The following is a 24,333-nucleotide window of genomic DNA, read 5'->3' on the forward strand; positions in this document are numbered from 1 at the left end:
TAAAAAATAGGAATAGAGGGCTTACTTAAGTATTGCTTTCTAGCGGAAATAATTTTCATACAAAATTTATCGAGCGGAGTTCGATAAAATCTGGGCGCAAATACGTCAAGGCGCATTTGATCCTGTTCAATTTGGGGATAGTAGACGATATAGTCAATTTTTGCTTTTTTTTTTGTTTTATGTTAATATTTTCAATTGCGTTCATAGGAGAAAATCAAATATACATTGGGAGTGTTTTCATGACTGTAAAGTATAAACAAGGTGACCTACTGACCGGAAAGGTGACAGGCATTCAACCGTATGGGGCATTTGTAGCGCTCGACGAGGAGACTCAAGGCCTTGTCCATATTTCAGAGATTAAACACGGATTTGTCAAAGACATTAATGATGTGCTTTCTGTCGGGGATGAAGTGAAAGTAAAAGTCCTTCAAATCAACGAAGAGCAAGGAAAAATCAGCCTTTCTATCAGAGCATTGCAAGAGGAACCTCCTGCAGAAGCAACAAAGAAGCCGCGCGCGCGCCGGCAGGGAAGCGTCAAGCTTGACGAAGTGGATCAGGAAGGATTCAATACACTAAAAGACAAGTTGCAAGAGTGGATTGATAAATCTGAGCGTGATGATTTAATTAAAAAATAACAAATTCTAAGCGAGCTGAGTTCCAATAGGGATTCAGCTTTTTTGTGGATAAATGAGCAAGGCTTAGGAAAATTATATTTTGCTATGCTCGGCTTGATGTAACACCTTTGAGCCTTGGGCCCAGTAAATCTTTATCAAAAAACTTTTGAAATTTTTAAAATTAACGATCAAAACAGCTTGAAAAATACCATCACTTTCTTCATCCTTATATGTGTAAGAGTCTAACATTAATTCCTGCGATTATATCTCAAGCTATTAGGCAACCTAATAAAATAATTATAGAGAGGGAATAATTTGATTTTTTACGGGTTTTAATCTTCTTGTAATCAGGGAAAATTGAAAGACGACTGTTGATAAAATTATCTTTGTCAACTTGGCGGACAGAAAAAATGTTGTGTGACATGTACAAAAGCTGCCAGGGAACTAGCCATAAGGCTATGGAAAGTACTCCTACAACTTCTGAAACATGGAAAAAATCAGAATTGAAATTTGTTATCGAGAGAGTATACAGTTGGGCTTTCACTTAAGAGTTTTTAATAAATAATACGTATGTGCTTTGTTCAGGTCTAAGGCCTAACGCTGGAAAGGATCAAGTTGTTTCCAAGCTGCTTTCTTAGGAATCGTCTTATGCTTGTGTTTTTCTTAATATTTTTAAGGGGTTGAGATCATGAAGAAAACAGATCAGATTATTGAGCAGACTGAAAAATACGGAGCACGGAATTATCATCCCTTGCCAATTGTCATATCGGATGCGAAAGGTGTGTGGGTCCATGATCCGGAAGGCAATCGGTACATGGATATGCTGAGTGCTTATTCGGCAGTCAATCAAGGACATCGACATCCCAAAATAATTCAGGCTTTAAAGGACCAGGCGGATAAGGTCACATTGACTTCGAGAGCTTTTCACAATGATCAGCTGGGACGATGGTACGAAAAAATTACAAAGCTGACTAACAAAAAAATGGCACTACCGATGAATACTGGTGCAGAGGCAGTGGAAACGGCTTTTAAAGCGGCACGTCGTTGGGCCTATGATGTTAAAGGAATACCTGATAACCAAGCGGAGATCATCGCTTGTGAAGGGAATTTTCATGGCAGAACGATGACAGCAGTCTCCCTTTCTTCTGAAAAGGAATACCAACGTGGATTTGCTCCTCTGTTACCGGGGATCAAGCTGGTTCCTTACGGAGATTTGGAAGCTTTGAAGAAGGCCATTACGCCAAATACTGCTGCGTTTTTAATAGAACCCATCCAGGGTGAGGCTGGAGTAGTGATTCCACCGGAAGGATTTTTAAAAGCTGCCAATGATATCTGCAAGGAACATAATGTGCTCTTCATAGCGGATGAAATACAGGCGGGACTTGGAAGATCCGGAAAAATGTTTGCCTGTGACTGGGAAGGTATTGAGCCGGATATATATATTCTAGGAAAAGCGCTTGGAGGAGGGGTATTCCCGATTTCGTGCGTATGCGCCGATGAAAATATACTTGGTATATTCAATCCTGGCTCACATGGATCTACATTCGGAGGAAATCCGTTAGCCTGTGCAGTTTCGCTTGCAGCACTCGAAGTAATTGAAAATGAAAATCTTTCTGACCATTCACTTGAACTTGGTGACTATTTTGTGTCAAAATTAAAAGAGATTGATAATCCCATAATTAAAGAAATCAGAGGGAGAGGGTTGTTTATCGGAGTAGAATTGCATGAGGGAGCCCGAAAATATTGCGAGTCGCTGAAAGATGAAGGTCTATTGTGCAAAGAAACCCATGAGAATGTCATTCGGTTTGCACCTCCGCTGGTCATAACCCGGGAAGAAGTCGATTGGGCGCTGGAACGTATTAAAAAAGTTCTGTCCTAGTGTTATAATGTTAGTTGATTACAAAACAAAGAGGCGAGAAAAAACGATGGCAGAAAATCTGAACTTATTTACATCAACACAAGAGGTCATAAAAGAAAGCCTTAACAAGCTTGGATTTGGCGAGGAAATGTATGAATTATTGAAAGAGCCGATTCGTATGCTTACTGTCAGAATACCCGTGAAAATGGATGACGGGTCAGTCAAAGTTTTTACCGGCTTCCGTGCGCAGCACAATGATTCTGTCGGTCCCACAAAAGGTGGAGTTCGCTATCATCCCGAAGTGACGGAGGAAGAAGTAAAAGCGATGTCCTTATGGATGACCATTAAATGTGGGATTGTAAATCTTCCGTATGGTGGTGGAAAGGGTGGAATCATATGCGACCCGCGCACAATGTCAATGGGCGAAATTGAACGCCTCAGCCGTGAATACGTTCGTGCAATAAGTCAGGTTGTAGGCCCGACTAAAGACATCCCGGCACCGGATGTATATACAAACTCCCAGATCATGGCTTGGATGATGGATGAGTACAGCCGTCTCCGTGAAAATGATTCTCCCGGCTTCATTACAGGCAAGCCGATTGTACTTGGCGGATCGCAAGGAAGGGAAAAAGCAACCGCCCAAGGTGTAACCATTTGTATTGAAGAAGCTGCAAAGAAACGCGGCATCGATTTGAAAGATGCAAGAATTGTCATTCAGGGCTTCGGTAATGCAGGTAGCTTTCTATCCAAATTCCTCTATGATGCGGGTGCGAAAATTGTTGGTATCTCTGATGCTTACGGAGCTTTGCACGACCCTGATGGATTGGATATTGATTACCTCCTTGACAGAAGAGACAGTTTTGGTACAGTGACCACTTTATTTGAAAATACAATCTCCAATAAAGAATTATTCGAACTTGATTGTGATATTATCGTTCCGGCAGCAGTTGCCAACCAAATCACGGGAGAAAATGCTCCAAACATCAAGGCATCCATTGTTGTCGAGGCTGCCAATGGCCCGACGACGGAGGAGGCAACGAAAATTTTGACTGAGCGTGGAATCCTGCTTGTGCCGGATGTACTTGCAAGTGCCGGCGGGGTTACAGTTTCTTATTTCGAGTGGGTCCAAAATAATCAGGGCTACTACTGGACGGAAGAAGAAGTGAATGAAAGACTAAGGGAAAAATTAGTTGAATCGTTTAATAATGTTTACAACCTTTCTCAAAGCAGAAGAGTCAATATGCGCTTAGCTGCATATATGCTCGGATTGCGTAATGTTGCTGAAGCATCCCGCTTTAGAGGATGGGTATAAAAATAAAGAACTAATGAATAGAAACTGCCGATACATCTGTACCGGCAGTTTTTTGTATAACCCCCACCCCTCTTAGGAACAATAATTTTAAATATACCATGGGAGTGAGAGCAATGATTCAGATCGAATCCTCTATTGAAGGAAGGCGCTTTAATTTACATAAGCTTGAGCAACTGTTAAAACCGCGGGGCTATACCATTGGTGGCAACTGGGATTATGATCGGGGATTTTTTGATTACAAAATGGCAAACGATGAGGGGTATCAATTTTTACGTGTTCCTTTCACTGCCGTTGACGGCCAACTGGATCAGAAAGGGGCAGTTGTTGAACTTGGCAAGCCTTTTATACTGAACCACGTATATCAAGAAGGGATTGACGATGGGCCCGATCCGGGAAACATGACTGCTTCTTTCAATCAGTTTGCTGAACCTGAAGATCCGGACGGTTCCGTGGATGACAAATATATTGCAAAGGGGCATGAACTTATAAAGAATCTTGAAGTTGCTCTTCAAGGTTAAAAATCCAAAACAGCGGACTTTAAAAGTCCGCTGTTTTGCTCAAACTATTCTGTTTCTGCAGCAGGCCCTGCAGGTGGAGGAGTAGCTGGAGTGCTAGTTCCATTCAATGGGAATCGTATCGTACGGGGCGTTCCGTTATCACAGCGGTAATTATTAACATCAGTTAAGTTTGACAAGTCTTGTTGGTTTATTCTGCCTATCATTGGTCTAGTTACAGTCAACGTTGTACGCATAACGACTTTAAACAGGGCGGATGCTACTCCTACTACGCCACCAATAGATGCCAACGGTATTGGTTGGATAATGATGCTGTCAACCTCTAGCTGTGATTCCGCCAAATAGTCTTCCGGACATGCACCAGGACATGGAGTATGCTCCTGGAATGGGAGACTTACAGATATAGGTAAAGCGATGCCGGCTACAGTAATATTCGCTGGTACATAACCGACATTGAGAACTTCATCCCTTAAAACAGTCCTGTTTTGAACGATACCTTCCAGATCCGGTGTTAAAGTAATAAGTGGAAGGGGTTCCCCAGGCCCTATTACAATTCCTAAAGCCGACAAAGGAATAGTTGCTTCCGCTACTTTTTGAACTTGTTTTGAACAAATGACCTTATTCACTAGGACTTCATGATCCGGGTAACGCGGTTTTCTGCTGCATCTGCAAGGAGAATCCATGGATCCGCATCTGTCGCATGATGAGATATGATAGTCATCATCTTTGCACCAGAATTCATCAAACCTCATATATTGTCCATCCTTTCTTTTGATTTTTTAATCATGCACAACCACTAAATAGATTAACAACCTGTTTTGAACCTATTTAGTGTTGATTACGATATATTGTATTGAATCTATAACGAAAATGGTTGGACAATTACCATGGTTTTGAAAAAAGGCTCTTGTCCCTTAATAGGGAATTGTCTATTCCAGGTTATATATATCGGATTCAGATACTATTTCACGAATCCCTATAAAAAACCAAATTATTTTAAATAGATAAGACATGTATACAATTTATTTAGAGGTGTTTGAGTATATCCTAACGAATTGCTTGGACAAATTACGCTGTTATTAAAAAAGTCATCGTCCTTAATTTTTTAAAAAAGAACGTTCATCATCATAGTTCATTTTCAAGACTGGGCATAATGGAAATTCGTTTGAAGAGTAAAGTATTTAAAAGTCACTTTTTGAAAAAAAACGAAGGGCTATGACCTTTTTTTGTAAAAGCCATATGTCCCTTCGAAAAAATCTTAAACTATTCATATTTATTATATCGGATGCTCGTGATATTTCGGCAATCCGTTGAAATGATTCTCTCGCTGGCGGGGTCAAAGAATGAAACACGGCACTCATCAAGATCGATTGATTTAAAATATAATGGGATATTTTTATCTTTGGAAGTAGATATTTCGACAGGTACATTCTCTACAAAATCTCTAAAGATTCCGCATGCGCAGCTATGGTGATCATGGGATCGTTTTTCATGTGGGTAGTTTTCCGATGAATCATCATCTTCATCATAACCATACTCTGAATCAATCTGGTGTTCGGGACAATAAAAGTCTTCTTTGACTTCACTTAAAAAACATAAATCACAACAAGGCTGTTGCTCGAAATAGCCTGTTGAGCAACTGCATGTTCCATCGAGCTTTTCATTCACTTGTTCTTCTTGCAACAAAATAATCCCTCCTAGGTATTAGGTAATTGGTCTTTAGTTCATAGCATATGATTGATGGGGAAAAGTTGATTGGCCAAACTACCTATTATAAACAAACATTTCCATACTAAAATATTAAAAGACAAGAGAATATAGTCTTACCTAAAGAAGGGGAAAAGAACTGTGCAAAGGGAACGAGAAAATCTAATACTTTCCTCTATACGGTTGGGATGGTTGAGTGGAAGGAATTTAGTACAATCAAATAGGACACTGATCTGTTTATAAGACAAAACATATTTATCTTTACAATCCATGTAACATATTGCTTTCATTGACTATTTAGGTGAAAACTAGCCAAAGGAGGAAAAAAGTAAATGTAAACCGGATTGATTGAAGCTTAACGGTTTATCTTGGATTCGATTCCAATTTCTGTTCAAGCATTTGTTTATTAAACAGGATTCTTTCATCATTTGGGCGATATTCTCGGGCTTTTTCATTATGTTCATAAGATTTTTTTAATTCCTTTATATGGTAATAGCATACACATAGCTGCAGGTGTGGATACCAAGTTTGATAGGCGGGATAAGTAAAGCTCCATTTGTTCGGATCAACATTCAGTTCAGTAGCTAATTCATACCAAAATATAGCTGCTTTATAATCTCTTTTTTGTTGAAAATTGTAACCAATTCGGCAGGCTGTCTCTGGCCGTGGAGTCTTGGAGAACCTGAAAGAGGAAAATAAAGATGATAATTCCTTTTCTGTATCTCCTAAATGACGATAGCAATCTGCCTGGAAGATGCAGGCATACACTTTGTCTTCAATCCATCCTTCTTCTATATTAATTACCTTGGAGTAGCGATCAATGGCTTCTTTATAATGACCATTTTCCCGCAGTTCATTTCCGTAATAAAAGTGATCTCTTACTGTAAATGTATCGCCATTTTCAATCTTGTTTTTATAAATGGTGAGATTCCTGCCAACTGAATGGCTGTTTTTTAAATGGGTGACGGATATATCGGAATTTAGAACATTCCCTGATACTTCAATGTAATTATGAACATCTCCTTGCCATTGAAAATGTTTGCTTCGTTTTAAAAGTCGATTTCTCCTATAGCGTAATGTGATGTTGCCATATTCATCAATCCCCGCATTGTAAAACATTGAAACAGAATCAACATCAGGAGCCAAAGTCTCTTTCAGTAATTTAAACTTTTGTCGATCTTCTTCCATGAGTACATCATCTGCATCCAGATAAAATATATAATCCTTGGTTGCATGTCTAAAGGATTCGTTCCTTGCATCTTTAAATTTTCCTGTCCATTCGAAGAAAAATACACGATCCGTGTATTTCTTTGCGATTTCTACAGTTTTGTCCGTTGACCCTGTATCCACAATATTAATCTCATCAACTAGATCCTTAACGGAATCAAGACATCTTTCAAGTACATCTTCTTCATTTTTTACTATCATACATAAACTAATGGTATTCATGTTCTTTCCTCCAGTCACTTTTAATTTTGCAAAAAAGAAGATACTCAAAGGAGTATCTTCATATCATATCCCTGGGGGAAGAGGTGTGGTACCAAAAAATATACAAATCTAAAGTATGAACGTTACACGATCATGAACAACCCCCAACAATTCAGTTTTGTAGTCTATATCTACCTTAAGGTCCGGCAGGCCCCGTAGGTCCAGCAGGCCCTGTAGGTCCAGCAGGTCCGGTAGCTCCGGCAGGCCCTGTAGGTCCGGCAGGTCCTGTAGCTCCGTCAGCGCCGGCAGGTCCCGTAGGTCCGGCAGGTCCTGTAGGTCCAGCAGGTCCGGTAGCTCCGTCAGCGCCGGCAGGTCCCGTAGGTCCGGCAGGTCCTGTAGCTCCGTCAGCGCCGGCAGGTCCTGTAGGTCCAGCAGGTCCAGCAGGTCCCGTAGGTCCTGTAGCTCCGTCAGCGCCAGCAGGTCCAGTAGGTCCAGCAGGTCCTGTAGCTCCGTCAGCGCCAGCAGGTCCCGTAGGTCCAGCAGGTCCGGCAGGTCCCGTAGGTCCGGCAGGTCCTGTAGCTCCGTCAGCGCCAGCAGGCCCTGTAGGTCCAGCAGGTCCTGTAGCTCCGTCAGCGCCGGCAGGTCCCGTAGGTCCGGCAGGCCCTGTAGGTCCGGCAGGTCCCGTAGGTCCGGCAGGTCCTGTAGGTCCAGCAGGTCCTGTAGCTCCGTCAGCGCCGGCAGGTCCAGTAGGTCCAGCAGGCCCTGTAGGTCCAGCAGGCCCTGTAGCTCCGTCAGCGCCGGCAGGTCCCGTAGGTCCGGCAGGCCCCGTAGGTCCAGCAGGTCCGGCAGGTCCTGTAGGTCCAGCAGGTCCTGTAGCTCCGTCAGCGCCGGCAGGTCCCGTAGGTCCAGCAGGTCCTGTAGCTCCGTCAGCGCCGGCAGGTCCCGTAGGTCCGGCAGGCCCAGTAGGTCCGGCAGGCCCCGTAGGTCCAGGAACACCATCTGATCCTTCAAACTCTAATAAAACTACATCATCAATTACTACTCTAAACATAGCACTCAAATTACCTGGTTTAATAATTTCAACTCTTGCTTTTGTCGCTGTAGATGGCGCAGGTTCAGTCACTTGGTAGATTTCCTTCCAATTTTCGTAAATGGAAACTGGAAATAACTGACCGAACGGAACGTTAATATCCAACCCTGTTCCAACTTCTACGTTATTTTCATTTAAATAAATAACGCGCAGGATAATCTGATTAGAGCCCTGTGAGGCCAAAGAAACTTTCAATAAATAACTTTGATTTGGACTTATTGGTACAGTTTGTGTGAGGGAGGATGCTACGAATCCCTGATTAAACACAGCAGCATATTGACCCGTATGGGTATGAGAGGTTGTAATTGACGTATTATTGGCTGTCCAACCTCCCAAAGTTCCGGTCTCGAATCCTCCGTTGTTAATTAAGTTAGTAACAGACAAGGTATCCCCTCCTTTTGAGAAAGTAGTTCAACCTTCTGATTGAACTCTCAATATACTATGTGAGGGAATAATGCTTGTTCAGGCGGTTTAGCTAGAATAAATACACAATTAATTGGGAGGATATTAGTATAATGATAGATTGAGGACTGTAGACTCATGAAAAGTGTTGGTTCTCAACAGATACGAAAAGAAGAAAAGAATTACGAATGTTATAATGCATTTATGTCTCTCAGCATTTGTTTTGCGCGTTCGTCATGGGTGTGGTGCTGATGGATAAATTGAAACCCGTTTTCTGTAATTCTTAATCGTTCTTGGTCATTGGTTAGATAATATTCCGCTTTTTCCTCAAAATCATTAACGGTACACGCTACAAAGTTTTGTTTGTCAACGAATCCCAAGTCATAAATATCATCGTTCGGTTCAGCTAAAAGCAACGTTTTGCAGGCAGGTGCCTCAAAGAACTTTAGAACAGCTACCTTGCCCATTTTAAGGCGTCCGCCACATGTGAAAAAAATTTTAGATCGGTTAAGTTCTTTTGCAAAACTTTCATTCACGATTAACTGATCGGATTGACTAGCAAGATGTCCAGGATGGGGATGATAGACAAAACCCGGCTTATCTTTCATCTTTGAGAAAACAGTGTCTCTGAATTCATACCTTCCTTTTGGCGGCATAGCTTTTGGAAACTTATGAATGCCATGTGCGTTATTATCGATGTATACTAATCCCATAAGCAATAGATCAATATCCTTTTCTAATCCATAATCTTTCATAATTGCGGGATTTACAGACCAAGGCAGCCAGCGGAATTTATCACTGAATTGAGGGAACGTATTAAGAAATGGATATTTCGTGGCAGAAAAAATGAGATCAATTTTGTTTTCTTGGAAATATTGAATCCTTGCATCTGCCTGCCAATGAAGGTCGATGACAAAGCAGCCGGTTGGAATGTCTATATCGGCTAAACCTTCAATTTTTGGAGACATGATAAAATTCCAGGCGATATCGTAATGAAAAATAAAATCAGGTTTGATATTTAATACCCTTAAAATATCTTTTATATGGCCATTTTTATACCAATAATAGATATCAGCATATTTTTCAAGGGCCTCAAATATGTCTCTCTTTACTTTATGTTTAGGATAAACCCAAAAGGGTTTTACAAGCACCAGAATTTTGGATCTCTTATTCATGATCCTTACCACCTTTAACTCTTTTCATAATAGTTATCTGTATGGCAAAAAGCCCTCATTTGTGTTTAGTCTCTATAAAATGAAAAAAATAAAGGGGATGTATTCCCTTGCCATCATAGCCTCCAAACCTGGATGTTTTTGCAGAGGGCATCTTTAGGAACAACTCCCTTTAGATCCATTAAAATTCCATTATTCTTTTTAAATAAGGCATTTAAATCAGCCGTTTTAAATTCCTTATGGGGTACTGCTAAAATAACAATGTTTGATTTTTCAAGTCGGTTGAATGATTTTAACTGAATATCGGTATCTTTCAGTTGATCATTGGAAACATTCGGATCGCAAACTTGCAGTGAGAGACCAAGATCTTGAAGTTTTCGAACCATCTCCAAAGATTTGGAATTCCTTAGATCAGGAATATTCTCTTTAAAGGTGATACCTAAAATCGTGATTAAGGTTTCTTGCACAGTCAGTTTTTCCGATATCATTAACTGCATTAAAGATTGGATGATGTATTCGGGCATAAAATCATTGGTTTTCCTAGCTTCACAAAGTAAGCTCGGGTAATACCCTTCCAATTTTGCTTTGTGGATTAAATAGTAGGTATCTACTCCGATACAATGCCCACCGACCAAGCCTGGAGATAAGGGGATAAAGTTCCACTTTGTTTTTGATGCAGCAAGAACGTCATAAGTATCAATGTTTAATCTGTCAAATATCAGAGAGAGTTCATTCATGAAAGCTATATTGATATCCCGTTGGGTGTTTTCAACAATTTTTGAAGCCTCTGCAATTTTAATGGATGGAGCTTTATAAATGTTTGCGTCAATTACTTCATTATAAAGTTCATATATCTTTTCTAACGCATATTTGTTTTGGCCAGATATGACCTTAGGAATCGTCTTAAAAGTATGCTCCTTGTCTCCGGGATTAATTCTTTCCGGGGAATAGCCGACAAAGAAATCAATTCCAGAATTTAACTTGGAGTACTCTTCTAAAATGGGGATGCAAACTTCTTCTGTAGCTCCAGGAAATACAGTTGATTCATAAACGACGATTGTTTGCGGAGCAAGGTTTCTCCCGATAATGGCTGAAGCATCTTTAAGATAGGATAAGTCTGGATCTTTTGTAGTAGTGATGGGAGTTGGAACCGCCACAATGATATAATTGCAATCCTTCAGTTTACGTTCTTCGTGGACAAATTCGATGGCAGCTTCTCTTAATTTTTCACTTGAGATTTGTCCCGTTGGGTCTACATGACTGTTTAAAAAGTCAATTTTCTGTTTATCGATATCAAATCCAACCACGCTGTATTTTTCCGAAAATCCGATTGCTACAGGAAGTCCTACATAACCAAGGCCAACCACACCCACTTTTTGTTTATTCTCCATGTGTTGATCCTTTTCATTATCTATATCCGAATGAGGGGAGCACGCTTGACCAATACTCTCACTTTGTCTGCCTTGTTCTACCTCTTTTTTGAATTTTGAATGATGCATATCTAGTCGAGTTTCCACTATTAATGTTCCTTTCAAAGAAATTATTAACTATATATGCAACATGGATGTGAGGTGCCAAGCTTTAATAGAAAAAAAGGCGACCCCACAATCGTAGATATCTCGTTTATTTCTGTTATTTGTATGGCTGGTTTAGGAATAAGCACCACGGTCATCAACAGTGGCACATTTTTATATATATGGAGTAGAGCCGTGTTGTTGCAAGAAAGTAAGGAGTAAATTAACCAAGAGGAGGAAAGAAAACTAAGAGCATGGGAGGATGGGATATGATCCCAATTACAGATCCGAAAGGCCAGTTAACCTTTATTCAAGATAAAATCATAAATAAAATAAACGAAGTTTTAGTGAGTGGCAAGTATATCTTAGGGCCGCATGTCACCGAACTTGAGAATGAAATTGCGGGGCGTTTGGGAGTTTCTGATGCTATTGCGGTTGCGAATGGAACGGACGCTCTAGTGCTTACCCTTCACTCGTATGGAATTGGAATGGGTGATGAAGTCATTACAACGCCATTTTCATTTTTTGCCACAGCGGAGGCAGTTTCTAGAGTAGGAGCCACTCCTGTTTTTGTCGACATTGATGAGACATTTAATATCGATCCGTTAAAAATAAATGAAAAAATTACATCTGCTACTAAGGCCATCTTGCCGGTCCATCTATTTGGGCAGCCTGCTGCCATGGATGAAATCAATTCAATTGCAGCAGAGCATGGTCTTGTTGTCATCGAGGATGCTTGTCAGGCATTTGGAGCAAAGTATAAAGGAAAAGAAGTAGGGAGCTTGGGAAATGCAGCTTGTTTTTCTTTTTTTCCAACAAAAAACTTATCGACAATAGGTGACGGGGGAGTTATTGTAACTTCTGATAAAAAAGCGGCGAAAAGAATTAGGGCACTAAGGGCACATGGAAGTACACAGAAATATTTTCATAGTGAGATTGGTTATAACAGTCGTCTTGATGAACTTCATGCGGCCATTCTATTGATTTGTCTTGAATACATTGATAGCTGGAATGAAAAAAGAAGAGTATTAGCCAAACGATATTTGAAAGAATTAAAAGATACAGTATGTCTGACAATGCCACCTGCAATAGAGCATACCACTCATGTGTATCACTTGTTTTGTGTTCAATCTGAATATAGAAAAGAAATGATCGACTGTTTAAATGAAGCCGAGATTCAAACAGGGATTTATTATCCACGCTGTATTCATCTGCAAGAAGCATATGCGTCCCTTGGGTATAGAAAAGGGGATTTCCCCAATGCAGAATTATTGTCAGACAGATTATTTGCCATTCCACTATTTCCAACCATGACAATAGAAGAGCAGGATCAAGTCATATCCGCTTTGAGAAATTTTGAGGTGAGCGGGCAATGATTCGGGTTGGACTGATCGGCTGCGGTTATATTGCGCATAAACATGTTCAAACATTATCCAGGATCAGAGGATTTTCACTAATTGCTGTCTGTGATATTGAACTTGAGAAAATGAAGGAAACTGCGGCCTTGTATCAAAAAGAGCGAAAGAGTGATTGTGCGATTTCTTTTTATGAAAAGTATCAAGATCTGCTGATGGACAGGCGGATTGATGTTGTCATCATATCCGTTATCTCCAGTTTGCATTCCACAATGACTAAAGAGGCGTTAAAGCATGGGAAGCATGTCATTGTTGAAAAACCGCTGGCTTTGTCGATGCAAGAGGCGAATGAAGTCATTCAATTGGCAGATGATCTCAAGAAAGAGGTTTTTATATGTCATCAGCTCCGTCACCGCCCTTTGATGAAAAAAATGAAAGAAATATTGAAAGAAGGTCTATTGGGAGTACCTTATATGGGAACTGTTTCATTGAGACTTCATCGTTCCTTGGATTACTACAAGTCCTCAAACTGGAAAGGAACCTGGGAAAGTGATGGCGGCATGCTTGTGAATCAAGGGATCCACCTTATTGACTTATTGATTTGGCTATTGGGTGATATTCAATCTGTTTATGGGGAAATTGCCTCATGGGTAACAGAAAAGGAAACTGAAGATATTGCCTGTGGGGTCATTTCATTTAAAAATAAGGCAAAAGGATTCATTGAAGCAAACACCATTACAAAGCCTAAGAATCAAGGATACTATTTGTCTGTTTTTGCCCAAAAAGGCTCTATCTGTATTGGAGGACCGGGTTTCAATGAGATCCATCATTGCTATATCGAAGGTTTCCCACATATTGGGGAGGAATTGAAGAAAATTAGTGATAAATCGGATGATCACTACTGGATGTACAGAAGTTTTTTTGATGTTATCTCGAAAAAAACACCAAATGCCCTGTCAGCAAAGGAAGGGAAAAAGGCTTTGGAAGCTATTTTTGCTTTGTATGAATCAAGTAAGAGGAAGCAACCTGTGTCGGTTCCTGTGGAGTATTTTTCCACAATTGACATGAAAGACGATAAGAGTATCCTGAGAGAAGAATCCCAGGAGGATGAAAAATGATTGATAGAACGGTAAAGATGGGATCCAATGTAAAAATAGGCGAGTATGTCATCATTGAAAGGAATGCCGTGATTGGTGATAATGTCACAATCGGCCATCATGTTGTCATAAAGGAAGATTCCCGAATTGGCAACAATGTTACCATTAATGATCACTCTGTATTGGGTCAAACCCCTGTAGCAAACAAGAAAATGGCAAGAAAGCCTCCCAAATATTTATCCTCATTGGTTATCGGCGATGATGTGAAAATCGGTAGTCAATGTGTTATATATCGGGGAACCACTATTATGGATGGTGTTTTGATTGGTGATCTCGCTGCTATCAGAGAAAAAGTTACAATTGGAAATAATAGTATTGTTGGCAGGAATGTAATGGTCGAAAACAATACCCAAATCGGTCAATATGCCACAATTCAAACAAGTTCATATGTTACAGCCTATATGGTGATTGAAGATTACGTTTTTATTGGACCATGCCTCTCCACATCGAATGATAAATATATTGGCACTCGAAATGGAGAGTTGAAAGGTCCTATTCTGAGGAAAGGGGCGAAAATAGGGAACAATGCATCTATTTTGCCCGGTATAATCATTGGGGAAAAAGCAACAGTTGGTGCAGGAGCAGTTGTTACAAAAGATGTAAAACCAAATGAAGTAGTCGTTGGCAACCCTGCTAGACCAATCCACAGATGACTAATGACTGCTTTGATCCATACTCCCTGGAATTCAACGGGGGGTATTTTATTTGTAGTTGTCGTCATCTTTAGTGGAAATCAGCCCGATATTAAATCCATTAGGGATGCTGAAGGGAAGGTTCGAAAATGGCACAGAGGAAAAAAATCCTGCTTACAAGCCAGAGGCAAGGCGATAGCCCTGCCTTCATGGATAATTACTCTTTCTCAGGTACAGCTAAATGTAAAGGAGGCGGGATAAGCCATCCCTTTTCCTTATTTAACCGTAAAACTTTTAAGCCCAACTGTGCTTTTTTTACATGCATTTGGCCAAATGTCATCGCGATGTCCTCCCTGATGGACATTCCCATTGCCTGACTACAAGCGACCAAGCCTGCAGTAATATCAAGTGTCAGTTTGGCTCCGATTTCCTGGTCGTAAAATTTGGCTCCTGCCGGTATGTCCTCTAAGTCTGCTTTCGGCCGTTCCGGAGGTGCTGGAGGAAGGTAGACACCATTCTCTTTTAAATAAACCTCTAATTCCCTGCTGTCATTCTGTGATATTTCGATGGCCTCTTTCAGGAGCTCTTGCAACTCTCCATCTCCGGCATGGTTAAGAAGTGTTTGATACTCCGCAGCCATTGTTTTACAGCTGGAATATGCAGTCCAAATGGCAAAAACCTCTCCGTAATGCATCGGTTCATTTTTGGGAATTCCACTCAAGATGCCCATAGTATTTCCTCGCTTTCCAAATGTTTTCTTTAACGGTTAATAGTTTATGGATAGGAAGAAAAGATATACGGTTGTTGATGTTAGATTTAATTCCGTCCAAAGCCTATGATATAATTAAGTATCTTATGGAAAGAAGGAAGCTATATGGATATGGCTGCTACTATATTTGGTATCACGATTTCTTCAGCGGCAATGATTGCTCTATTGAAAATCATTGCAATTGATATAGTCCTTTCGGGAGATAATGCCGTTGTCATTGCCATGGCGACAAGGAATCTTCCCAAGGAATTGCGCAATAAAGCGATTGTTTGGGGAACTGCAGGTGCAGTGGGTTTAAGAATCTTATTTGCCGTGCTCATTGTCTGGCTGTTAAAAATTCCTTTTGTTGACCTTGTAGGGGGGATGCTCCTCCTTTGGATTGCTTTCAAAGTGCTTATCGGTGGCGGGGAAGATGCAACAGCTATTTCGGCTCATAACTCTTTTCTTAAAGCGGTGGGTACCATCATCTTGGCAGATGTTGTCATGAGCCTGGACAATGTTGTGGCAGTTGCGGGGGCAGCAAATGGACACATCGTAATGGTGGCCATTGGAGTGGCAATTAGTATCCCCGTTATGATATACGGGTCGGTTTTTATTGTGAAAGCCATGGATAGATTTGGCTGGATCGCTTATATTGGTTCGGGTATCTTGGCCTGGACAGCCGGGGAGATGATCTTAAGGGACGAATACATCCAAAGCATAACGGATATATCCAATAAGTTAGAGGCTTATACCGTTACCGGTGGAATCACCGTATTCATTCTGCTGGCAGGATATCTTGTAAACAAACGAGGACAAGCCAAAGAGAAAGTAAGGCATTCTACTTAATAGAACAAAAGCGGCCGGCGTCATGCCGGCCTTTTCAATGGAAAAGTAGTATGCACAATTCGAACATTAGTATCAGCAATTGTGAAAAAGACATGATTATTGTGCGAAATGATAATCATACGAGGCGGTAAATGTCAGTGTAAAGCGGAGGAAATCATGAACTTCGGCAAAAGATATATATCACTACAAAACGTCATTATCATTTTTGTGGTTACCGTAGTTATTGCTGCTCTATCAGCAACAGGGTTCCTTTTGGCTAATGCGACTGCCCATAATATTGAATCGCACCAGTCGGAAAAAGCGATGGGAATTGCGCAGACGGTCAGTGAAGTTCCACTCATTAAAGAAACTTTAGAAGGAAAAGCACAAAACAAGGATGCTCAAAATTTCACAAAGAAAATCAGGCAGGATACAGACATACTTTTTATCGTTGTGATGGACATGGATGGAAATAGGAAGACCCACCCGAACGCTGAATTGGTTGGGAAGCCATTCGTTGGTGGAGATGAAATTCCTGCCTTAAAAGGAAACAAATATACATCTATAGCCGAAGGAACACTAGGCCTCTCCCTTCGTGCATTCCACCCTGTTTACGATGATGAAGGGGAGCAGATCGGAGCTGTTTCAGTTGGGATTTCCCTTAAAAATGTTAAAGAAGCAGTTAGAAGAAGTCAGTATGTCATTTATGCCGGAATGGGTGTCGGGATATTAATGGGCGTCATGGGCGCTGTTTACTTGGCAAGAAGAATCAATCGAGTTTTATTTGGGCTTGAACCGTACAGAATTGCCAATTTACTGGAGGAAAGAAACGCAATGCTCGAATCGGTCAGGGAAGGGATCATTGCTGTGAATCCAAAACACACCATTGTGGTGGCCAACGCAGAAGCGGTAAGGATTTTTCAAAAAGCAGGCCTCCCATCTGATCCGGTAGGGAAAAAGGTTGATGAGTATCTGCCAGTCAGCCGGTTGATAAGAATTTTGCAGTCTGACAAGCCTGAATACGACCAGGAAAGTGATATCAACGGTCTGCCTATACTTGTTAACAGGGTGCCGGTGAAAGTGAACGGGCAGATTGTAGGAGCCATTTCTACATTTAGGGATAAATCTGAGATCAAGGCGTTAGCTGAGCAACTTACAGGGGTTCGCACTTATGCAGATGCCTTGCGCGCCCAAACGCATGAATTTATGAATGTACTGCATGTCATCACTGGGATGGTACACCTCAAGGAATATGACGGGCTGGAAAAATATTTGAGGAAACAAACAAAGCTTTATCAATCAGAAACCGGGTCTGTGTCTAAGATTGTGAAGGATCCTGTAATAGCGGGCTTTTTGCTGAGTAAAGGAAGTTATGCAAGGGAAAATCAAGTCAAGCTGACGTTGTCATCAAACTTTCCTTTGCCGGTGGCGGCCGATCCAAATACAGCCCACCATATGATTACAATTTTGGGCAACTTAATAGACAATGCGTTTGATGCCGTAAAGGTAAATGCCGAAAAACATGTTGCGGTCAGTATTAATTATGATGGAGCGACCTGCACCATTAAGGTAAAAGATAATGGAAAAGGAATCCATGAGAGAATAAGGAGCAATATTTTTCAAAAAGCGGAGTCCACTAAAGGTCCCAATAAAGGATTTGGATTATTTAATGTTCAGCAAAGTGTCCGGATGCTTGGTGGCACAATCAATTTTGAATCCGATGAAGCAACAGGCACTTTATTCATAGTGAAGTTTCCCTATATAGAAGAAGGTGAATGATTTTGATCAATGTTTTAATCGTTGAAGATGACCCGATGGTCGCAGAAATAAACAAAAAATATTTAGAAGCTGTGTCTGGATTTACATGTTCCGGAATTGCATCAAATGTCAAGGAAGCATTGAAAATGCTGGAAAACAACAATATTGACCTATTGCTGTTGGACATTTACATGCCCGGTGAACTTGGGGTGGAACTGTTATCTCAAATCAGAGCGAAAAGAGAGGAGATAGATGTCATTATCATTACTGCTGCCAACGATATTGATATCATTCAGTCGGCCTTGCATCTGGGAGTCGTCGATTATTTAATCAAGCCGTTTGAATTTGGTCGATTTTCTGATTCATTAATAAAATATAAGAAAAATAAGCAATTGTTAAATGAGCAGAAGGAGAAGCTACAGCAGGCAGAAATCGATCAGTTATTCAAAAGGGAAGGAAGCACTCCAGGCTCGGCTGATATTCCGAAAGGGTTAACGAAAGCGACATTGGAGAAGATAACAAAAAGGATCTTAAAAAAGAATGATCATTTTTTCTCAACGGATGAGCTTGCAGGAGAAGTGGGAATATCAAGGGTTTCCATGGGAAAGTATTTAAGTTTTTTATCGGAGATTCAATTTTTGGAAAAAAGGGTAGAGTATGGAACAAAAGGGCGTCCTGCAAACAAGTATTGCCTGAGAAAAGAAAATATGGAAGTGATCAATCAGTACATTAGATGAACATTCATTTACTTTACTTACATAACTTTTAAATTAATTTAACAGACTTCATTATTGGTAAAATTGCATGTAATATGGTCCTGGTATCAATGAAAACGCTTTTTTTTAATTAATGTGATAAGGGGGACGGTGACGATGGAAAGACTACATATACGATCAGCATGGGAGACTCTGTGGAAATTACATCAGCAAACCAAAGATCTATTGATGTTTGCAATGCCCAGAAAAAAAACTGACGATAAATATAAAAGAAAAACAGAACAAAATGTAAGGGCTGATCAGCAAAAAGGGGACGGTAAAGGGCCCGGCTCCTATAGAATGCCGCAAAAAATTGGTTTGATTTTAGGACCATTATTATTTATTCTGACTCAATTATTTTTTGCACCTGAAGGATTGAGTGCCGAAGGCAAGTCAGTGCTTGCTGTTACATTATGGGTAGCAACATGGTGGGTTACCGAAGCCATTCCAATCCCGGCTGCTTCATTGCTTCCGATTATCTTGCTGCCAATGACGGGGGCCATGGACGGGTCTGATGTAACCGCTTCATATGGGGACCCGATCATCTTTTTATTTTTAGGCGGTTTCTTTATTGCCATCGCCATGGAGAAATGGAATCTGCATAAGCGGATTGCATTGACAATCATTTCACTTATCGGAACAAATGTACAAAGAATTGTGTTGGGTTTCATGATTGCAACAGGGTTTTTATCGATGTGGGTCTCCAATACTGCTGCGGTCATGATGATGATACCCATTGGAACCGCTATTGTGTACCAGGCTGCTGCGGCTATGAAGGGGACAAGCAAGACAGACCCGGATGATTACCGAAACTTCGAGAAGGGCGTCATTTTGGCGATTGGTTATGCTGGAACGATTGGTGGTCTTGGTACGCTGATCGGAACTCCTCCTAATATCATTTTGGCCGCAACAATCAACAAGCTTTTTGATGTGCAAATTTCTTTTGCGGACTGGATGATGTTTGCAACGCCGGTTGTTATCATCATGATCATTTCGACTTGGTTTTATATCATCAAGGTTGCTTTTCCTGTCAAGATGAAAGAACTGCCGGGTGGGAAAGATCTGATTGAGAAGGAAAAAACATCGTTGGGTAAAATGACTTTTGAAGAAACAATGGTGTTGCTCGTGTTTCTTTTCGCAGCGTTCATGTGGATATCCAGAACATTCCTGTGGGAAAATCTCATTGGGATCACCACACTTTCAGATACATTAATTGCTATTCTTGCTGCAGTTATACTCTTTTTGATTCCAACCCGAAAAGGGAAAGGGCGCCTACTTGAATGGGACAGCGCAAAAGAAATCCCATGGGGTATATTGTTATTATTTGGAGGGGGATTATCCATAGCCGGAGGTTTTATTGAGACCGGTCTCGCCGAATGGATGGGAACCCAATTGACTGTTCTGCAAGGAGTCCATTTCATACTGATCATTCTCCTTTCGACGGCCCTTGTACTTGGTTTGACAGAATTTACATCTAATACTGCGACAGCTACAATGATTCTGCCTGTTTTAGCTTCGCTTGCCCTGGCAATCAATGTTCATCCCTATGCCCTGATGGTTCCCGCAGCTATGGCGGCAAATTGTGCATTTATGATGCCTGTCGGAACACCGCCGAATGCAATCATGTTTGGAACCGGGAAATTAAAGATCATAGAAATGATCAGGGCTGGTTTTTGGGTCAATATATTCGTTTTGATTTTAATTGTCGCAGTTGTTTTTCTGGTTCTGCCTGTTTTATGGGGAGTGGATTTAACCGTATATCCTGCGGCATTTAAATAAAAATGTATTCGAAAAAGCTGTCCTCTTTTGCAGGACAGCTTATTTTTGTAGTAAAGGGAATTCATTTTCTGGTGATAAATCACTTATTTTTAATGGAGCGCCTAGTTTCAGCCCCGACTAACAGGTCTTCGGACAATACCCTCTTCCGACCATCGTATTTAAGGAGCTTCGGCGAGCATCATAGCAAAAACTGTACACGTCAACCCGAAAAATTAACATACGAGACCATCCAAGCTGGAGCGTCCTAAAATAAGTTAAAAGGAATTTAAACCTGTACTTCGATAAACAAGTACTTGTACTTTAATACATACGTGTCTAATGGGGGGATTCTTTTAACTCTTCCATTGCCTGTTGAACAAGCGTTACAGCCTGGCTCATTGCCGCCCCGCCTCCGAAAGCGGCAGCCACACCAACCGTTTCCAGTATCTCTTCTTCGGTGCATCCTTGATCGAGACATCCCTTGGTGTGGTAGATAATACAATATTCGTCTTGAGCATATAGGCTTATTCCGAGTGCAATCATCTGTTTTTCTTTTTGTGATAGCATCCCTTCCTCAAAACATGCCTGTGTGAATTGATTATAGGCTTCGGCTAATTTAGGCATTTTCTTGGTGAAAACTCCAATGCCATTTTTATATTCCTGTAACGCAGCTTCTGTAAAACTTTGCTCTTCCATGACTTAATCTCCTTTCGGAGAATAGTATGACTTATTGGAGTGAAGTTCATACGAAATATTTATGACAACAAAAAAACCCTGCATCTTCTGAAAAAAGATGCAGGGTTACGTCAGATGGAGCATAGCGGGATCGAACCGCTGACCTCTTGCATGCCATGCAAGCGCTCTCCCAGCTGAGCTAATGCCCCGTTAATTGAACACATATTCTATTATATAAACTTTTATTAAAAATGCAAGAGAAATTTTAACAAATTATTTATATTACTGGATAGCAATTTTAAACATCGGGGAGTTCTGGTTTCTATGAAAAAGCAAATCAATTGATTGAACTTAGCGGGGAATCTAGATTTAATTTGGTATTTATCCTTTTATTCCGGTACTGTTGGGGTATCATTATTTTTAAAGGTGCTTAGGGAATCAACCAGCGTATCGGGAAAGGTGCTTCTTCCTTCGGTATCAAAGCTGGAGTTCCCGCTTCAGGTAGGAAATAAGTAAAAATAAAAAGTACTATGAACGGAGTAACAAAGCTAAACAAAAACATTGCAGTAATTATAGAAGTAACGAAAATGTTTAGGATTTTCATGAAATCACCATACTCTCTCCATAATACTTTAACTGCCTATTACTTTCATGATTATCAAATGAACATATCCGGTTCTCACTGTGCATCTCATATAAAACTCCTCGGTCTTGTTGGAGCAACTGCTGAAAACTATAGGTTTTTACTGGCGGATACTGCATAATATATCAAAGTTCTATGAAGAGATCATGTGTACCGATGTTAAGGATTGAGAAATAACTAGCTGATTATCTCTATTTCTTGAACATCTTTCATATGGGAGATCGTATAATAAATATTTGTCACGGATCTCTTTGCGTTGACTCGTGTCTTTAACTCCAATAAGTGAGCAGACTTTTCCCTCAAGTCTTTAATCCGCATGTGAGTAATTTGGATTTTCTCTTTTTTCAAATTTAAAAGCACATGCTCCACACTTTCCCTTTCATTTACTGTTATCTTAATGAGAAGGTCTCTTTTTAAAAGTTTTTTCGGCCCTATTTTTGTTAGAGCAAAAGGGATAAACTCCACACTGATAATAAGAAGCACAACCCCTGCAAAGGCTTCGATATAAAAGCCGGCTCCCACAGCTATTCCGATCCCAGCAGCTCCCCATATCATGGCAGCTGTCGTTAGTCCGGATATATGGTCATTCCCGCGTCTCAATATGACGCCAGCCCCCAGAAAACCGATTCCTGACACAATTTGCGCGGCAAGACGGAGCGGATCCATTTGAATCCTGACTTCATCGCTTCCAGGAAAGAGATAAGCTGATTCAATAGAGACAATTGTTAAAAGACAACTTATGATTGAAATGACAAGACTGGTTTTTAGACCGAGGGGTTTTCTTTTTAATTCTCTCTCCAGCCCGATCACTAATCCAAGGGCTGCAGATATACATAATTTTATAAGCAATTCCATATCCATCATTTCCATTATCATCTCTCCTGTCTTTTATATGAATTGATTTGGAAATGAAAAAAATGATTAATTTACTTTATTATATTGTATAAGCAACCTATAAAGGAAAGATATTAAATGGAAACACCGAAAATCAATCCACATGGAGCCGTTATCCTAGCCGTCATCTCCATTTCAACTTCCGCCATCTTCGTCAAGCTGTCTGCGGCTGAAGCTGGAGTGATTGCTTTTTATCGAATGTTGTTCTCGATTTTGATCATGGCGCCTGTCTTTTTTCCAAAATATACGAAAGAACTTAAGGGAATATCAAAAAAAGACTGGCTCTATTCAGCGTTGGCTGGAATTTTTCTTTCATTTCATTTTATCCTTTGGTTTGAATCGCTTGAATACACATCCGTTGCAAGTTCGACTGTCCTTGTAACATTGCAGCCGCTATTTGCGTTCTTTGGTGCGTTTATATTCTTTAAAGAGAGATTTTCTTTCAAAGCGATCGCTTCCGCTGGTATTGCCGTCATCGGGAGTATCATTATCAGTTGGGGAGACTTTCATATAAGCGGCAGCGCCTTGTTTGGAGATATGCTGGCATTGGCAGCCTGCGCTCTTATTACTGCCTACTTGTTGATCGGCCAAATGATTAGGCAGAGGCTTTCGTTGATGACATATACATTTTTCGTCTATTTATTCAGTGCATTTGTCTTACTGGTATACGTATTCATGACACAGGGGCAACTCTATCCTTATCCTCCATCAGAATGGATCTATTTTTTATCGCTGGCCATTCTACCTAACCTGCTTGGACACTCGGTGTTTAATTGGGCTTTAAAATGGATCAGTACAACAGTCATTTCGATGGCTATATTATTTGAGCCGGTCGGTGCCACCATCCTTGCATATATCTTTCTTGGGGAAAAAGTCTACTTGACCCAAATAGCAGGCGGTATGATCATCATCTTTGGTGTCTCACTATTTATCCGTAAAGAAAAAGAGGATGATCTTTAAATGAACATATAAGTAAAGCCAGAAAAAACAAATGCCATACAGGACATGAAAATGAAAGTCCCTGCTTCAACTTTTTCATCTGAGTTGCTAATTCGCAACGCCTCGATATATGAATAGGAAAATAGATAAAGAGCCATTAAGAAAGAAATAGTGAGAGCAATGCTAGTTAAAATGATAATCACCTTCCCAATTAAATAGATGTTTGCTATTATATTTATGTGCAGATTCTGAGGAAGATGAAAAGATATTTTTTAAAAAACTATTGCATCTTCTAAAATGCTGTGATATATTATTATCTGTCCGATAGAGAAGAAGTTAAACGTCATTAAAACAACTTGAAAAAAGTTGTTGACAGATTCCAGGACAGATGTTATTCTATAAAAGTCGCTTCGAAAGAGGTTGAGAAAAACAACTTAAAAAAAGTTGTTGACAATCAAAAACGAACGTGATAAAATAGAAGAGTCGCTCGAGAGAGTAACTTCAAGTTTGATCTTTGAAAACTGAACGAAACGAACGTCAATAATTTGATGTAACAATGGTTTTAAACCATTGCCAGCT

General features: G+C 40.4%; 22 protein-coding genes and 1 tRNA gene. 13 read left to right on the top strand and 10 right to left on the bottom strand.

Annotated features, from left to right (window positions below; translation table 11 throughout):
- The first annotated feature begins 239 nt into the window (after positions 1 to 239).
- The 4 genes from yugI (at position 240) to H9631_RS19925 (ending at position 4,302) form a co-directional block, all read left to right on the top strand.
- On the top strand, positions 240 to 635 hold the full coding sequence (gene yugI / locus H9631_RS19910; protein ID WP_120116869.1) for a S1 domain-containing post-transcriptional regulator GSP13: 396 nt from the start codon (positions 240 to 242) through the stop codon (positions 633 to 635).
- A gap of 667 nt (positions 636 to 1,302) precedes the next feature.
- The gene (locus H9631_RS19915; RefSeq protein WP_160705841.1) at positions 1,303 to 2,493 is read left to right on the top strand and encodes an ornithine--oxo-acid transaminase; all 1,191 of its coding nucleotides are present in this window, start codon (positions 1,303 to 1,305) and stop codon (positions 2,491 to 2,493) included.
- A gap of 46 nt (positions 2,494 to 2,539) precedes the next feature.
- Positions 2,540 to 3,784, top strand: coding sequence for a Glu/Leu/Phe/Val family dehydrogenase (locus H9631_RS19920; protein ID WP_018707629.1), 1,245 nt, complete (start codon positions 2,540 to 2,542; stop codon positions 3,782 to 3,784).
- A gap of 113 nt (positions 3,785 to 3,897) precedes the next feature.
- Positions 3,898 to 4,302, top strand: coding sequence for a YugN-like family protein (locus H9631_RS19925; protein WP_018707628.1), 405 nt, complete (start codon positions 3,898 to 3,900; stop codon positions 4,300 to 4,302).
- Positions 4,303 to 4,346: 44 nt separating this feature from the next.
- Here the strand turns inward: H9631_RS19925 and H9631_RS19930 are convergent, their stop codons facing one another.
- From H9631_RS19930 to H9631_RS19955, 6 genes are all read right to left on the bottom strand, one after another.
- Entirely contained in the window at positions 4,347 to 5,051 is a 705-nt protein-coding gene (locus H9631_RS19930; RefSeq protein ID WP_154654489.1) for a hypothetical protein, read from the bottom strand.
- Between the two features lie 511 nt (positions 5,052 to 5,562).
- Complete coding sequence (locus H9631_RS19935) at positions 5,563 to 5,985, bottom strand: hypothetical protein (RefSeq protein ID WP_160708912.1); 423 nt, start codon at positions 5,983 to 5,985, stop codon at positions 5,563 to 5,565.
- A gap of 384 nt (positions 5,986 to 6,369) precedes the next feature.
- Positions 6,370 to 7,455: a glycosyltransferase gene (locus tag H9631_RS19940; RefSeq protein WP_160708914.1), complete on the bottom strand. Its 1,086-nt coding sequence runs from the start codon at positions 7,453 to 7,455 to the stop codon at positions 6,370 to 6,372.
- Between the two features lie 175 nt (positions 7,456 to 7,630).
- The gene (locus tag H9631_RS19945) at positions 7,631 to 8,908 is read right to left on the bottom strand and encodes an NTTRR-F1 domain (RefSeq protein WP_191815927.1); all 1,278 of its coding nucleotides are present in this window, start codon (positions 8,906 to 8,908) and stop codon (positions 7,631 to 7,633) included.
- Positions 8,909 to 9,117: 209 nt separating this feature from the next.
- Positions 9,118 to 10,101 (bottom strand): glycosyltransferase, encoded by a 984-nt coding sequence (locus H9631_RS19950; protein ID WP_018709227.1) that lies wholly within the window; start codon positions 10,099 to 10,101, stop codon positions 9,118 to 9,120.
- A 113-nt stretch (positions 10,102 to 10,214) separates the two neighbouring features.
- On the bottom strand, positions 10,215 to 11,615 hold the full coding sequence (locus H9631_RS19955; RefSeq protein WP_318246840.1) for a nucleotide sugar dehydrogenase: 1,401 nt from the start codon (positions 11,613 to 11,615) through the stop codon (positions 10,215 to 10,217).
- A gap of 266 nt (positions 11,616 to 11,881) precedes the next feature.
- Here H9631_RS19955 and H9631_RS19960 point away from each other — a divergent pair, with 266 nt between their 5' ends.
- The 3 genes from H9631_RS19960 to H9631_RS19970 are packed head-to-tail and all read left to right on the top strand — an operon-like array spanning position 11,882 to position 14,777.
- A complete protein-coding gene (locus tag H9631_RS19960) occupies positions 11,882 to 12,988 on the top strand; it encodes a DegT/DnrJ/EryC1/StrS family aminotransferase (protein ID WP_160708918.1) in 1,107 nt (368 codons plus the stop codon).
- Entirely contained in the window at positions 12,985 to 14,085 is a 1,101-nt protein-coding gene (locus H9631_RS19965) for a Gfo/Idh/MocA family protein (RefSeq protein ID WP_160708920.1), read from the top strand. The genes H9631_RS19960 and H9631_RS19965 overlap by 4 nt, the downstream gene beginning before the upstream one ends.
- Entirely contained in the window at positions 14,082 to 14,777 is a 696-nt protein-coding gene (locus tag H9631_RS19970) for an acyltransferase (protein ID WP_160708922.1), read from the top strand. The genes H9631_RS19965 and H9631_RS19970 overlap by 4 nt, the downstream gene beginning before the upstream one ends.
- A gap of 196 nt (positions 14,778 to 14,973) precedes the next feature.
- Here the strand turns inward: H9631_RS19970 and H9631_RS19975 are convergent, their stop codons facing one another.
- The gene (locus H9631_RS19975; protein ID WP_018709233.1) at positions 14,974 to 15,486 is read right to left on the bottom strand and encodes a DUF3231 family protein; all 513 of its coding nucleotides are present in this window, start codon (positions 15,484 to 15,486) and stop codon (positions 14,974 to 14,976) included.
- 144 nt (positions 15,487 to 15,630) lie between these two features.
- Between H9631_RS19975 and H9631_RS19980 the strand changes: the two genes are divergently transcribed.
- The 4 genes from H9631_RS19980 (at position 15,631) to H9631_RS19995 (ending at position 20,624) form a co-directional block, all read left to right on the top strand.
- On the top strand, positions 15,631 to 16,353 hold the full coding sequence (locus H9631_RS19980) for a TerC family protein (RefSeq protein ID WP_160708924.1): 723 nt from the start codon (positions 15,631 to 15,633) through the stop codon (positions 16,351 to 16,353).
- A 156-nt stretch (positions 16,354 to 16,509) separates the two neighbouring features.
- Entirely contained in the window at positions 16,510 to 18,111 is a 1,602-nt protein-coding gene (gene dcuS, locus H9631_RS19985) for a DcuS/MalK family sensor histidine kinase (protein WP_160708926.1), read from the top strand.
- A complete protein-coding gene (locus H9631_RS19990; RefSeq protein WP_018709236.1) occupies positions 18,108 to 18,827 on the top strand; it encodes a response regulator in 720 nt (239 codons plus the stop codon). The genes dcuS and H9631_RS19990 overlap by 4 nt, the downstream gene beginning before the upstream one ends.
- Positions 18,828 to 18,962: 135 nt before the next feature.
- Complete coding sequence (locus H9631_RS19995; protein ID WP_160708928.1) at positions 18,963 to 20,624, top strand: SLC13 family permease; 1,662 nt, start codon at positions 18,963 to 18,965, stop codon at positions 20,622 to 20,624.
- A gap of 315 nt (positions 20,625 to 20,939) precedes the next feature.
- Here H9631_RS19995 and H9631_RS20000 read toward each other — a convergent pair whose 3' ends face one another.
- Together H9631_RS20000 and H9631_RS20005 are read right to left on the bottom strand one after the other, a co-directional pair.
- Complete coding sequence (locus tag H9631_RS20000) at positions 20,940 to 21,299, bottom strand: carboxymuconolactone decarboxylase family protein (RefSeq protein WP_160708930.1); 360 nt, start codon at positions 21,297 to 21,299, stop codon at positions 20,940 to 20,942.
- Positions 21,300 to 21,414: 115 nt separating this feature from the next.
- Positions 21,415 to 21,487 (bottom strand) — tRNA-Ala (locus tag H9631_RS20005).
- Positions 21,488 to 21,865: 378 nt separating this feature from the next.
- Here H9631_RS20005 and H9631_RS20010 point away from each other — a divergent pair.
- Positions 21,866 to 22,042, top strand: coding sequence for a hypothetical protein (locus H9631_RS20010; RefSeq protein ID WP_160708932.1), 177 nt, complete (start codon positions 21,866 to 21,868; stop codon positions 22,040 to 22,042).
- A gap of 56 nt (positions 22,043 to 22,098) precedes the next feature.
- Here H9631_RS20010 and H9631_RS20015 read toward each other — a convergent pair whose 3' ends face one another.
- A complete protein-coding gene (locus tag H9631_RS20015; protein ID WP_160708934.1) occupies positions 22,099 to 22,791 on the bottom strand; it encodes an MgtC/SapB family protein in 693 nt (230 codons plus the stop codon).
- 102 nt (positions 22,792 to 22,893) lie between these two features.
- On the opposite strand from H9631_RS20015, the gene H9631_RS20020 reads away from it, so the two are divergent.
- Complete coding sequence (locus tag H9631_RS20020; RefSeq protein ID WP_160708936.1) at positions 22,894 to 23,775, top strand: DMT family transporter; 882 nt, start codon at positions 22,894 to 22,896, stop codon at positions 23,773 to 23,775.
- Positions 23,776 to 24,333: the final 558 nt, after the last annotated feature.

The sequence above is a fragment of the Bacillus norwichensis genome (assembly GCF_014836955.1).
In the GTDB taxonomy this organism is placed as follows: Bacteria; Bacillota; Bacilli; order Bacillales; family Bacillaceae_C; genus Siminovitchia; species Siminovitchia norwichensis.

Excerpts from the sequence above, each read along its gene's own strand:
- H9631_RS19970 (WP_160708922.1), top strand. The coding sequence starts at position 14,082 with ATGATTGATAGAACGGTAAAGATGGGATCCAATGTAAAAATAGGCGAG.
- yugI (WP_120116869.1), top strand. The coding sequence starts at position 240 with ATGACTGTAAAGTATAAACAAGGTGACCTACTGACCGGAAAGGTGACA.
- H9631_RS19950 (WP_018709227.1), bottom strand. The coding sequence starts at position 10,101 with ATGAATAAGAGATCCAAAATTCTGGTGCTTGTAAAACCCTTTTGGGTT.
- H9631_RS19930 (WP_154654489.1), bottom strand. The coding sequence starts at position 5,051 with ATGAGGTTTGATGAATTCTGGTGCAAAGATGATGACTATCATATCTCA.
- H9631_RS20000 (WP_160708930.1), bottom strand. The coding sequence starts at position 21,299 with ATGGAAGAGCAAAGTTTTACAGAAGCTGCGTTACAGGAATATAAAAAT.
- H9631_RS19920 (WP_018707629.1), top strand. The coding sequence starts at position 2,540 with ATGGCAGAAAATCTGAACTTATTTACATCAACACAAGAGGTCATAAAA.
- H9631_RS19915 (WP_160705841.1), top strand. The coding sequence starts at position 1,303 with ATGAAGAAAACAGATCAGATTATTGAGCAGACTGAAAAATACGGAGCA.
- H9631_RS20015 (WP_160708934.1), bottom strand. The coding sequence starts at position 22,791 with ATGGAAATGATGGATATGGAATTGCTTATAAAATTATGTATATCTGCA.
- H9631_RS19990 (WP_018709236.1), top strand. The coding sequence starts at position 18,108 with ATGATTTTGATCAATGTTTTAATCGTTGAAGATGACCCGATGGTCGCA.
- dcuS (WP_160708926.1), top strand. The coding sequence starts at position 16,510 with ATGAACTTCGGCAAAAGATATATATCACTACAAAACGTCATTATCATT.
- H9631_RS19940 (WP_160708914.1), bottom strand. The coding sequence starts at position 7,455 with ATGAATACCATTAGTTTATGTATGATAGTAAAAAATGAAGAAGATGTA.
- H9631_RS20010 (WP_160708932.1), top strand. The coding sequence starts at position 21,866 with ATGTTTAGGATTTTCATGAAATCACCATACTCTCTCCATAATACTTTA.
- H9631_RS20020 (WP_160708936.1), top strand. The coding sequence starts at position 22,894 with ATGGAAACACCGAAAATCAATCCACATGGAGCCGTTATCCTAGCCGTC.
- H9631_RS19975 (WP_018709233.1), bottom strand. The coding sequence starts at position 15,486 with ATGGGCATCTTGAGTGGAATTCCCAAAAATGAACCGATGCATTACGGA.
- H9631_RS19980 (WP_160708924.1), top strand. The coding sequence starts at position 15,631 with ATGGATATGGCTGCTACTATATTTGGTATCACGATTTCTTCAGCGGCA.
- H9631_RS19925 (WP_018707628.1), top strand. The coding sequence starts at position 3,898 with ATGATTCAGATCGAATCCTCTATTGAAGGAAGGCGCTTTAATTTACAT.
- H9631_RS19960 (WP_160708918.1), top strand. The coding sequence starts at position 11,882 with ATGATCCCAATTACAGATCCGAAAGGCCAGTTAACCTTTATTCAAGAT.
- H9631_RS19965 (WP_160708920.1), top strand. The coding sequence starts at position 12,985 with ATGATTCGGGTTGGACTGATCGGCTGCGGTTATATTGCGCATAAACAT.
- H9631_RS19995 (WP_160708928.1), top strand. The coding sequence starts at position 18,963 with ATGGAAAGACTACATATACGATCAGCATGGGAGACTCTGTGGAAATTA.